Origin of the sequence: Brumicola pallidula DSM 14239 = ACAM 615, assembly GCF_000428905.1 — a bacterium.
GTDB lineage: Bacteria > Pseudomonadota > Gammaproteobacteria > Enterobacterales > Alteromonadaceae > Glaciecola > Glaciecola pallidula.
In genome coordinates this window covers 39,491-51,106 of the sequence record NZ_AUAV01000026.1, presented here as the reverse complement: position 1 = coordinate 51,106, position 11,616 = coordinate 39,491, and the positions used below count along the sequence as shown (strand labels likewise).

Below are 11,616 nucleotides of genomic sequence, written 5' to 3'. Positions count from 1 at the left end.
GTTAGCCAGTGACGCACTTGCCATTCGGATTGTCTTCCCCTTAATCAGGGTGACTCAGGTTTCTTTCAACCTGACGGGTTTGCCAGCTTCGCTGGGCAAAAAAAAAGCCCCATCTTATACAGATGGGGCTAAACACACTCAACTAGGAACACATAACTAATCAAACAACAACTACACGTCACCGACTAGTATTAATTAGTCATGTGATTTGCAGATTAGTTCAGAAAATTTTTAATTTAATTTTAAATATGCTAATTGTCTAACTCACACCCTATCGATAAGCAGTAAAGCAAAGGCTTGATCAAAGTCAGCCAAAATATCTTCGATATCCTCAATACCCACAGAAATTCTAATCAAAGCGTCTGAAATACCCATTTTTTTTCTCTCTTGTGCACCGTTTTCAAAGAAAATAGTAGAGGCAGCCGGTAAAGCTAAGGTGCGAGTATCGCCCAAATGAGTGGCCGATATGACTAAAGACAATGCGTTCAAAAATGCATGAGGCTCGATTTCAGCGCTTAACTCGACCGACAATACGCCGCCAAAACCGCGTTTAAAAAGCTCCTTTGCTCTAACGTGCTGAGGATGCCGTTGTAAACCAGGGTAATAAACAGCGTCAACACCTTTATGCGTCGACAAGTATTTCGCTAACGCTTGGGCATTGGCACAGATTTTTCTCAAGCGCATAGTCAACGTTTCTAAACCAATAGACACTAAGTGCGCTGACTGCGGCGCCAATGTTGCCCCCATATCACGCAAGCCCCGTTTTTTAATTTGCGTAAGCCCCCATTGTTGTTCGTCTTCAACCCTATAATTACTATCAATATTGTCGTACTTCGCCCAATTAAACAGACCTGTATCAACTAAAACACCACCCAACACATTGCCATGTCCACCGATGTATTTAGTAAGCGAGGTTAATAACAAGGATGCTTTAATGGCTTTTGCATCTAACAAGACGCTGGGCGTCATTGTATTATCCAGTGCAAATAGAATGTTGTGTGACTCGCACCAATCGCCTATTCCCTGTAAATCAGAAACTTGTGTTACTGGGTTGGCTATAGTTTCACAAAAGATCATTTTTGTGTTGGCTTTGCAAGCTTCCTGAACCTTGTTAATGTCGGTTACATCAACATAGCTAACACTAATCCCGAAGCCTTCGATAGTCGCCATGAAGCTGCGCGTATTACCAAAAAGATATTGGCTTACAACAATGTGATCGCCACATCTCAATAGCGACAAAAAGGTGGCACTAATAGCCGCCATACCTGTTGCAAAAACAACGGCACCGACGCCACCATCTAACTCGTTGAGTACATTTTGCAATGAAACAGCTGAGGAGCTGCTTGAACGTGAATAAACATGCCCTGCTTTTTTACCTTGAAACACATCGACGAGGTCCTGTACATCTTCAAATTCGAATAACACTGAATTATTGGTCGCTTCATGAACAGCGCCAAACTGAGGTTTGTTTATCTTTCGGTCTGCATGTACTAATTTGCTATCAAGGGCTAATTTCTTCACTGAAAATGTATCTCGTATTGACTTGTTATCAAGATAATACCATAGTTAGCCGCTCGTTCTAGCGCACCTTGTTAGAACAAAACTGGTTACATTATTTCCTTGTTCATTATTCGTACTAGCGTTTCACGACGCATGATAAGTAAAGGTTCGTACTTCAAATATGTGTATTTTGTTTATTGCAGTTAATCAGCATCCCAAATTCCCCCTTATTATTGCGGCCAATCGTGATGAATTTCATCATCGATCGACAACTAATTCAGCGTTTTGGGAACATCATAAAGATATATTGGCAGGTAAAGACAATGAAGCCGGTGGGACATGGATGGGGATTAACAAAAATGGTAGCGTGTCTGCACTAACCAATATTAGAGCGCTTAATAAAGACGTAGAAAATGCTATTACACGCGGCGAATTGGTATTGAATTTCTTATTGGGTTCAAGTAAACAACAAAAGAAGTATGCGCAAACACTTACAGATTCGAGAGCACGATACAACGGTTATAACTTATTGTTTGGTACATTGGCGCAGCTTTACGTTTATAATAACTTTGAAGATACCTGCGTAGCTTTAGATGACGGCGTTTATGGGCTTTCAAACGCGTCACTTAACAGTCCGTGGCCAAAGATATCAACAGGGCGAGATGCACTTGCAAAATATTGCCAACATGCAGATGTGTTGGACACTGAGCACCTTTTTGAATTACTTCATAATGACAAACTTGCCGATGATAGTGCTCTGCCTAAAACAGGCGTTCCTATTGAGTGGGAACGACGTTTATCATCAATATTTATTCAAAGCCCTGAATATGGTACGCGTTCATCAACCGTGTTATTAGTTGATCACGATCAGCATGTGGTTTGGGAAGAACGTTCGTTTAATGCCCAAGCAGAGCAAACCTCGGTTCAACATTTTGAGTTTGATATCAAGAAAGAGTAATTTATCTCGAAAATTAGCATAAAACTGGCATAATACCGATTCTATAAAAAAGCCACATTTAATTCATCTTTAAGGAAAAATCGTGTTTGAACATTTGCCTGCTCTAGCGCCCGACCCTATTCTAGGTTTATCCACCGCCTTCAAAAAGGACAACAACCCAGCAAAGATTGATCTTGGTGTTGGTGTTTACAAAGACGAACAAGGCAATACACCAATTCTCAAGGCTGTTGTTGAAGCACAAAAGCAGTTAATGGAAACAGAAACCTCAAAGGTATACATCACGCCCCAAGGTGTTCAAGGTTTTATTGATGGCATGCTTGAGTTAATTTTAGGCACAGCCAGTCCCGTTTTACTCGCAAACCGTGTTGCTGCAGTCCAAGCACCCGGTGGTTGTGGTGCATTGCGCATATTAGCGGAGTTGCTTAAGCGTTGTAATGCGGACACTAAAGTATGGGTCAGTGACCCAACATGGGCTAACCATATTCCACTAATTGGCGATGCCGGTCTTGAAATAGTCACTTACCCTTATTTTGATAAAACCACTGCTAGCATTAAATTTGACGAAATGATGAGCTGTTTAGCATTGGTTAAAAAAGGTGATGTCGTGTTATTGCATGGATGTTGCCATAATCCAACAGGTGCTGACTTAACCAGAGAACAATGGCAAGCACTGGCTAAGTTAGCCAACGAAGTTGGCTTCCTACCGTTTATTGATTTGGCTTATCAAGGTTTTGGTGAAGGTTTAGAAGCAGATGTCTATGGTCTTCGTTTAATGGCTGAGTCAGTGCCTGAAACGATCATTGCAGCCTCTTGTAGCAAAAATTTTGGTTTATATCGTGAACGGGTTGGATTAGCTGCATTGATTACTCATAATTCGGCTAACCGTGACATTGTGCAGTCTCAAATTCAATATGTTGCTCGCGGTATTTACTCAATGCCGCCAGCATACGGCGGCGCTTTGGTCGATATTATATTAGCCAATAAAAGCTTAAGTGCATTGTGGCAAAGCGAAGTCACTGAAATGCGTGAACGCATGATCCAGCTTCGTAAGCTACTTGTTGATAACTTAACAGCGCAGAATGCATCCAAAGACTTTAGTTTTATTAACCAACAAAAAGGGATGTTTTCCTTCCTTTGTATTGGGCCAGAGCAAGTACAAAAGCTACGCAGTCAGAACAGTATTTACTTTGTTGACTCTAGCCGAGTCAATATTGCAGGTATCAATACTAAAAACGTTGAAGTATTAGCCGCTGCTATTTCTGGTGTACTCTAATTTATTGAAGGTGATTTGGATTTAGTTTGAACGCACTAAACCCAAAGTAGTAGATACAGAACCGGTCTTATTTTTAACTTGACCGGTTTTTTAGTTACGGAGTTTATTTTAACGTGTGGCCAAGATTCGATCTATTTGATTGGCAAAGTTCATTTTGTCTCTCGCAGAAAATGATTTTGGACCACCAGTGCGTTCACCACTTGCTCGAATTTGGTCCATAAAATCGCGCATGGTCAGCGTCGCTTTGATTGTCGCTTTATCATAAGCTTCGCCACGAAAATTGACCGCCAAGCCGTCTTTCGCAAGGATCTCAGCTGCTAATGGAATATCGTCAGTAATCACTAGATCGTTGGCATTGCAACGTTTAACAATTTCATCGTCAGCCACATCAAATCCAGCGCTAACTTGTAAAGACGTAATATGTTGGTTGTGCGGCACCGAAATGCGCTGATTTGCCACAAACGTAAGTGCTACCAGAGTGCGTTGAGAGGCCTTTATTAGCACCTCTCGAATAACGCCGGGACATGCGTCCGCATCAACCCATATTTGCATTAAGCCAGCATCCCACCGTCTACATTAATACATGCGCCTGTAGTATAGCTGGATGCATCAGAGACCAAATATAATACAGTACCTGCCATTTCATCAGGATGGGCAACACGACCTAATGGGATCACTTTGAGGGCATGCTTTAAAATAGAATCATTAGTGGTTAACGCAGAGGCAAACTTAGTATCAGTTAAACCGGGTAGTAGCGCATTAACGCGAATATTTAACTTGCCGCATTCTTTTGCAAAAGACTTAGTCATACTGATAACAGCGGCCTTAGTAATCGAATAAATTCCCTGCATGTCGCCTGGCGTAACGCCATTAACAGAGGCAGTATTTAAAATAACACCACCGCCCTGCTCGCGCATCATCTTGCCCGCTTCTACCGACATAAAGAAATAACCACGAATATTAACGTCAACGGTCTTTTGAAACGCCGCTATATCAGTATCAAGAATGTGCCCAAAATAAGGATTTGCAGCGGCGTTGTTGACTAAAATATCAATTTTGCCGAACTCGCTTTTGACATGCTCGAACAAGCTTGAAATTTGCTCCATTTCACCTACATGACATGCAAAAGCAGATGCCTTTCCGCCGTTTTCCCTGATACTTGAAGCCACGGCTTCACAACCATCAATTTTACGACTAGAAACAATAACGTGCGCACCTTTAGCAGCCAATAATCGAGCAATAGACTCGCCAATACCGCGACTAGCGCCAGTAATGACCGCAACTTTTCCTGTTAAATCAAATAAATCTTGCATATTTTGTCCTTGAGTTATTTTTCTTTGTGGCTAAAATCCTAGCGCCTCTGTGAGGTAACTAATGTAAATATAACATTCCCATAAAAGGCATAAACGCATACCAAAAATATGATTAATGGCCGTCAGTGGTTTAGCGACTAACGCACCTTAGGTTGGTCCCCCAACCAGAGATAAAAAACTATTCAGGCTAACATACCACCGTCGAGTACCAATGTTTGCCCCGTCATGAAGCTACTTTCATCGCTGCACAACCACGCCATAGCTCCGGCAATTTCCTCAGGTTTACCTAATCGCTTCATTGGGTTAGCTTTAACTATTGCGTTTTGACCACGCTCATCTAGTTTAGCCAAGGTATTTTGCACCATCGGCGTGTCTACAAAACTGGGGCACACAGCATTGAAACGAATATTTGCACGCGCATATTCAACCGCTGCTGATTTGGTTAGCCCAATGACCCCGTGTTTTGACGCCGAATAAGCGGATATCATTGGAGATGAACGCAAACCAGCAACTGATGCAACATTAATAACATGACCTCCTCCATTCGGTGCAAAGCAAGCTATAGCAGCACGCATACAATGCCAAACACCCTTCAAGTTAACCGCAATATTGCGGTCGAAGTCGTCATCAGATAATTCATGCATAGGCGCTGGAGTGTGATCAATTCCCGCATTATTAATAACCACATCAAGACCGCCCAATGTTTGCATTGCTTGAGTAAACAATGCCCTAACTGAATCGCCGCTGGCCACATCCACTTTTGCAAAGTGAATATCATTACCTTGAGTTTTTGCTTGTTCCACAATTTTCAAGCCGTTGTCATCGGACAAATCGGCAATGATGACTTTGGCTCCTCGGCTCGCTAAAAGCAACGCAACCTCAGCGCCAATACCTGACGCGCCGCCTGTAATCAAAATACGTTTATTCTCTACGTTTGCTGCGGGCTGCATTATTCGTCACCTACTTTGAGTACTAACTTACCGAGGTTTTCACCTTTAAATAACATCATTAATGTGTCAGGAAATTTCTCTATTCCGACAACCACGTGATCTTTCACTTTTATTTCGCCAGAATGGATCCAGCCAGCAATATCTTTCATTGCAATTGGGTACTCAGCAATATTATCAAACACCACAATGCCTTCCATTTTAGCGCGATTAACCAACAACGATAAATAATTGGAAGGGCCTTTCACTGGTGTTGTATTATTGTATTGACTTATTGCACCACAAATTACAATCCGTGCTTTCATATTAATTTGGGTTAAGACGGCATCTAAAATATCGCCACCAACATTGTCAAAATAAACATCAACACCCTTTGGACACGCATCTTTTAATGCTTTTTTCACATTTTGAGATTTATAGTCGATCGCAGCATCAAAGCCTAATTCATTAATTAAGAACTGACATTTTGCAGCTCCCCCAGCAATACCGACGACCCGACAGCCTTTAATCTTAGCGATTTGTCCAACAAGACCGCCGACCGCACCTGCTGCACCGCTAACAACAATCGTTTCACCCGCTTTCGGTTCACCTGTTTTAAGCAATCCAAAATAACCAGTCATACCTGGCATGCCTAGCACACCTAAATAATATGAAAGCGGCGCTAGTTTGGGGTCAACCTTATGCAACATTTTACCATCAGTTACAGCATATTCTTGAACGCCTTGATGACCACAAACATAGTCACCTTCTGCAAAATTTTCATTTTTGCTGGCAACCACTTTGCCCACCGTACCAGCGCGCATCACGGCACCAATTTGTACCGGTTCAATATAAGATTTTGCATCATTCAACCAACCGCGCATTGCAGGGTCTAAAGAAATGTACTGAATTTTAATCAACAACTCACCGTCTTTTAATTCAGGAACATCAGTTTCAGCATACAGCCAAGTATCACTTGTAGCTTCTCCAAAAGGTCTTTTAGCAAGTTGCCATTGTTTGTTTTTCATTATTATTTTTCCTAAAACCAATCTGGATCCATATCACTACAAACGTCATTGTCTTGTTTGAGTATTTTTAAATCGCGGTCAATTGTGGGTAATTCCCAACTAATAAAATATTGCGCCGCCTGAATTTTACCTTTATAAAAATTAGCTTCTTTTTCAGTTGCATTTCCAGCAATTAATTTTTGCTCGGCAACACTAGCTTGGCGTATCCAAATCCAACTCACGACTATTTGTGCAAACACATTCATCAACGCTTGAGCATTGGCTAACAAAGTCACTTGCTTCTCAGATTTAATCGTACCAGATACATGCACTATTATTTCATGTAGGGCTGTTAAATAATGTACTAGTTCTTTTGCCATTGCCCCTGTTTTAGGTGTGACGACTTGTGACAAGTCATGTTCTACTTCACGCTTCAGTATTTTCAGGCCAAGACTCTCTTTTTGCCATAGCTTTCTAAAAGACAGATCCAAAGCTTGGATCCCGTTAGTTCCCTCATGAATTGGGTTTAAACGATTGTCTCGCCAGAACTGCTCAGAATAGTACTCTCTGGTATAGCCTGACCCACCTAAAACTTGGATACCTAGGTCGTTCGCTTTTGGCCCAAATTCAGAGGGCCATGCTTTAAAAACAGGCGTTAACAAGTCGAGCATTTCTTTTAAGGCATGTTTTTCCTCAGTATCGTCACACGTATTAACTCTGTCAATAAGATGCGAGCCATACATACACAGTGCCATACCACCTTCAGCATATGATTTTTGAGCAAGTAGCATTCTCTTAACATCACCATGCAACACAATAGGTGCTGGTTTGCTTGGTTCACTATGATCAGCATGACGACCTTGAGTTCTGTCTCTCGCAAATTCTAGCGAATACTGATAACCACGATAACCAATCATAGCAGCACCAAAACCAACGCCTATTCGCGCTTCATTCATCATCATAAACATATAACGCAAACCATGATGCTCTTCACCTACGAGGTAACCATGACAATCATCATTCTCTCCAAATGTGAGTGCGGTTGATGTTGTTCCTCTATAACCTAATTTGTGCAATAGTCCCGCCAGCTGCACGTCATTACGATCGCCAGCATCGCCATTCTCATCGAGTCGGTACTTGGGCACGACGAATAAAGAAATCCCTTTTACGCCAGGTTGGCCACCTGGGATTTTAGCTAATACCAAATGAACAATATTTCTGGACAATTCATGATCACCGCCAGATATATATATTTTACTTCCTTTTACTCGATAACTGCCGTCGGCTTGCTTAACTGCACTGGTCGTAATGTCAGCTAATGATGAACCCGCATGAGGTTCAGTCAATGCCATCGTGCCAGTGAACTCTCCGGTCAGCATTCTGGGCATAAATTGCTGTTTTAATGCAGGTGAGGCAAAGTGGCAAATAACATTAGCCGCTGCTGAGGTTAAAAATGGATAAGAAGTGGTGCTTGGATTTGCAGCCATGAAATACGCAGACGCTGCCGTCATTATCACTTCTGGTAATTGCATACCGCCATCTTCAAAACTGTATCGACCTGCAATGAAGCCCGCTTCACAAAACGCATTATAAGCAACTTGAACTTCTGGGATCATAGTTACTTTATGACCATCGAATGTTGGCTCATTTTTATCAGCAATATGATTATGTGGTAAAAATAGGTCGGTTGCGATTTTCTCTGCCGTGGCAAGAGTGGCAGAAAATGTGTCTTTATTGTGCTCCTCAAATTTACTGTGTTCACACAGTTTGTCAGCGTGTAAAACATCATAAAGCTGGAAATTCATTTCCAAATCGGGGATCAATTTGTCTGTCATTAGTAAACGCCTCGGTTTTGTCGCACATTTTATTGCACATTTCATCGCACATTGTTTTTTAAAATGCACAAATGTCAGTATTTATCTATCCAAACATTACAGCATGAATGCGCGCGCTTTTGCCAATTGATTTGACTAATATAAGATTAACAATTAATTGAATAAAGGTTCGGTGAATGCAATGCTTCATTAAGTTACTGATTAATATTGATGCGATTACGTGTAAATTCTGGTAATGTCACGCGCGCGGTTTTGTCGCAACGAATGCAACGAATGTTGAGTAAAAAAATAGGCATAAAAAAGCACGGGTAATGGATTACTTCGGCCATAATCAGCTTAAGTATCAATATCAATACAACACACTCATTTTAGGTGACATCGAATGAAAACATATAAACTAGCTAGCATTGCATTATGTGTAGCAACCGCACTACAAACCAACGTCGCAACAGCGCAAGAGACGCAAAAAAAAGAATCTGTTTTAGAAAAGATAACGGTAACTGCTCAAAAACGTACGCAATCAATACAAGATGTGCCAATTTCGGTTGCTACTTTAAGTGGCGAACAATTTGAAAGTATTTTTTCCGGTGGCGAAGATATTTTAGCGCTGGCTGTTAGAGTGCCTGGTTTGTATGCTGAGTCATCAAACGGACGTGTTGCTCCACGTTTTTATATTCGTGGTTTGGGTAATACTGACTTTGATTTAGCTGCCTCACAACCTGTTTCGATAATTATGGATGACGTTGTTAAAGAGAACGTCATTCTAAAAAGCTTCCCATTGTTTGACATTCAACAAGTGGAAGTCATTCGTGGACCGCAAGGCACATTATTTGGTCGTAACACGACTGCGGGTATTATTAAGTTTGACAGCGTTAAGCCAACAGAAGATTTTGACGCATATGGTAAAATGAGCTTAGCCTCTTTTGGTACGATTAATATCGAAGGTGCGGTAGGCGGTGGCCTTGCTGATAATCTAGCTGGTCGCTTCTCATTTCTTTCACAACAACGTGACGACTATATAGATAATGCGTTTTCAGGCGAGGACGAAGCGCTTGGCGGCTACGATGAGCTAGCTTGGCGTGCGCAATTGTTATTCACACCTATTGACGACTTATCAATGCTACTAAATGTGCATGGCCGTGATTTGGACGGGACTGCATCCGTATTCCGTGCAAACGTGTTTACCAAAGGTTCTAACGACTTGAACCAAAACTACGATCGCGACAGTGTATTCTATGATGGTAACTTACTCAGCAATGGCTTTGATAATAATCCTCAAGAGTACGAAAACCTCGGTTTCTCGTTAAAAGTAGATTATGACTTAAGGGATCTTACATTCACATCCATTACGGCCAATGAAGAAGCCGATGGTTTCAGTTTAGGTGACGTCGACGGCGGCGCAGGTTCAGGTGATACGAGTATTCCTGGCTTTATTCCATTTACCGCAGTTACCCAAGATAAAATGAATGATCTTGAGCAGTTTACTCAAGAATTTCGCATAGCTAGTAATTACAGTGACGCTCTTAATTGGCAAGTGGGTTCGTTTTACTACGACTCCTCTTTCAATGTAACTAGTATCGATGGTTTCTTTGGGGCCACAACCGTTTTCCATGAAAACAAAACTTGGGCAATCTTTGGTCAAGGTACATACGACGTATCTGATAAATTAACCATTACCGGTGGTTTACGTTATACCGACGATGAAAAATCATTGATCGTGGGTGATCAAAACGTCAACGGATTTGCCTTGGTTATCGGGGCCGCGAGTGTTCAAGATTACGACCCCATAAATGTTCAAGATGAACAAGTCGGCTACGAACTAAGTGCAAACTACAAACTAGATGAGAACTCTTCTTTGTTTGCTCGTTACGCAAATGGTTTTAGAGCACAAAGTATCCAGGGCCGTGATGTCGCTTTTGAAGGTGCTCCTTCAGTTGCTGAAGCCGAAACCATTAGCAGTGTTGAATTTGGTGTTAAGTCAGATATGTTGGACAACAGTTTGCGTTTAAATGCTGCTGTTTTTTACTATACAGTTGACGACATACAGTTTTCTGCAATTGGTGGTGGTGCCAATAGTGTTTCGCTACTCAATGCTGATAAAGGCTCTGCATACGGTTTTGAAATAGACGCCACTTATGTTGTTAATCAAAATCTCGTATTAACCGGCGGTTATAGCTATAACAAAACTGAAATTGAAGATAATAGTTTGTCTGTTTTCCCATGTGGCGCTAACGCGGAATTTGGTCCTAATTGCACGGTTACTGATCCTATGACTAACGACAATCGTGCATTAATTAACGGAAACCCTTTCCCACAAGCACCTGAAACAATATTTAACTTTACGGCTCGTTATAGCGTACCGATGGGTGATGATGGCGAATTTTTTGCTTACACTGATTGGGCATTCCAAGGTAAAACCAACTTTTTTCTATATGAATCAGTCGAATTCCAAACGGATAACAACTTTGAAGCAGGCCTACGTATAGGTTACGAAAACTTTGCACAAAACTACACCGTTGCTATATTTGCCAGAAACTTAACGGATGAAGATAATGTAAAAGGCGCTATCGATTTCAATAATCTAGCTGGTATTATGAATGAACCTCGCGTTATTGGCATTGAAGGTAAGATTAGTTTCTTCTAAGCGTAGCGTTTGGGGAAGGCGCATGATTTTTAATACGCCTTCCTGAATTGTCACTATGCGGTCAAACCTTACTGATTAGCGGTCAAACCCCACTGATTAGCGAACAGGAAATGACGACAAAAAAAAAGGCCATTTCAACAATGAAATGGCCTTTTTTTTT

The 11,616-nt window shown here is 41.5% G+C and carries 9 protein-coding genes; 3 read left to right on the top strand and 6 right to left on the bottom strand.

What is annotated here, in order from left to right:
- Positions 1-264: 264 nt before the first annotated feature.
- Positions 265-1,521, bottom strand: coding sequence for a cystathionine gamma-synthase family protein (locus tag G399_RS0110585; protein WP_006008372.1), 1,257 nt, complete (start codon positions 1,519-1,521; stop codon positions 265-267).
- 160 nt (positions 1,522-1,681) lie between these two features.
- Between G399_RS0110585 and G399_RS0110580 the strand changes: the two genes are divergently transcribed.
- Positions 1,682-2,458: an NRDE family protein gene (locus G399_RS0110580; protein ID WP_006008370.1), complete on the top strand. Its 777-nt coding sequence runs from the start codon at positions 1,682-1,684 to the stop codon at positions 2,456-2,458.
- Positions 2,459-2,540: 82 nt separating this feature from the next.
- Positions 2,541-3,731 (top strand): amino acid aminotransferase, encoded by a 1,191-nt coding sequence (locus G399_RS0110575; RefSeq protein WP_006008368.1) that lies wholly within the window; start codon positions 2,541-2,543, stop codon positions 3,729-3,731.
- 108 nt (positions 3,732-3,839) lie between these two features.
- Here the strand turns inward: G399_RS0110575 and G399_RS0110570 are convergent, their stop codons facing one another.
- The 5 genes from G399_RS0110570 to G399_RS0110550 all read right to left on the bottom strand — a co-directional run bounded on the left by G399_RS0110570 (position 3,840) and on the right by G399_RS0110550 (position 8,812).
- Positions 3,840-4,283 carry a YaiI/YqxD family protein gene (locus G399_RS0110570; RefSeq protein ID WP_006008367.1) on the bottom strand — a complete coding sequence of 148 codons (444 nt, stop codon included), beginning with the start codon at positions 4,281-4,283 and terminating at the stop codon, positions 3,840-3,842.
- Positions 4,283-5,044, bottom strand: a complete 762-nt coding sequence (locus G399_RS0110565; RefSeq protein WP_006008365.1) for an SDR family oxidoreductase — start codon at positions 5,042-5,044, stop codon at positions 4,283-4,285. The genes G399_RS0110570 and G399_RS0110565 overlap by 1 nt, the downstream gene beginning before the upstream one ends.
- Positions 5,045-5,226: 182 nt before the next feature.
- Positions 5,227-5,994, bottom strand: coding sequence for an SDR family NAD(P)-dependent oxidoreductase (locus G399_RS0110560; protein ID WP_006008364.1), 768 nt, complete (start codon positions 5,992-5,994; stop codon positions 5,227-5,229).
- Positions 5,994-6,998: an NADP-dependent oxidoreductase gene (locus tag G399_RS0110555; RefSeq protein WP_006008362.1), complete on the bottom strand. Its 1,005-nt coding sequence runs from the start codon at positions 6,996-6,998 to the stop codon at positions 5,994-5,996. Before G399_RS0110555 ends, G399_RS0110560 begins: the two co-directional genes overlap by 1 nt.
- 11 nt (positions 6,999-7,009) lie before the next feature.
- Positions 7,010-8,812 (bottom strand): acyl-CoA dehydrogenase family protein, encoded by a 1,803-nt coding sequence (locus G399_RS0110550; RefSeq protein ID WP_006008360.1) that lies wholly within the window; start codon positions 8,810-8,812, stop codon positions 7,010-7,012.
- Positions 8,813-9,194: 382 nt separating this feature from the next.
- On the opposite strand from G399_RS0110550, the gene G399_RS0110545 reads away from it, so the two are divergent.
- Positions 9,195-11,456: a TonB-dependent receptor gene (locus G399_RS0110545; RefSeq protein WP_006008354.1), complete on the top strand. Its 2,262-nt coding sequence runs from the start codon at positions 9,195-9,197 to the stop codon at positions 11,454-11,456.
- Positions 11,457-11,616 lie beyond the last annotated feature (160 nt).

Bases quoted from the DNA above. Each gene is read 5' to 3' on its own strand.
- G399_RS0110580 (WP_006008370.1), top strand. From the start codon at position 1,682: ATGTGTATTTTGTTTATTGCAGTTAATCAGCATCCCAAATTCCCCCTT.
- G399_RS0110570 (WP_006008367.1), bottom strand. From the start codon at position 4,283: ATGCAAATATGGGTTGATGCGGACGCATGTCCCGGCGTTATTCGAGAG.
- G399_RS0110565 (WP_006008365.1), bottom strand. From the start codon at position 5,044: ATGCAAGATTTATTTGATTTAACAGGAAAAGTTGCGGTCATTACTGGC.
- G399_RS0110560 (WP_006008364.1), bottom strand. From the start codon at position 5,994: ATGCAGCCCGCAGCAAACGTAGAGAATAAACGTATTTTGATTACAGGC.
- G399_RS0110555 (WP_006008362.1), bottom strand. From the start codon at position 6,998: ATGAAAAACAAACAATGGCAACTTGCTAAAAGACCTTTTGGAGAAGCT.
- G399_RS0110550 (WP_006008360.1), bottom strand. From the start codon at position 8,812: ATGACAGACAAATTGATCCCCGATTTGGAAATGAATTTCCAGCTTTAT.
- G399_RS0110545 (WP_006008354.1), top strand. From the start codon at position 9,195: ATGAAAACATATAAACTAGCTAGCATTGCATTATGTGTAGCAACCGCA.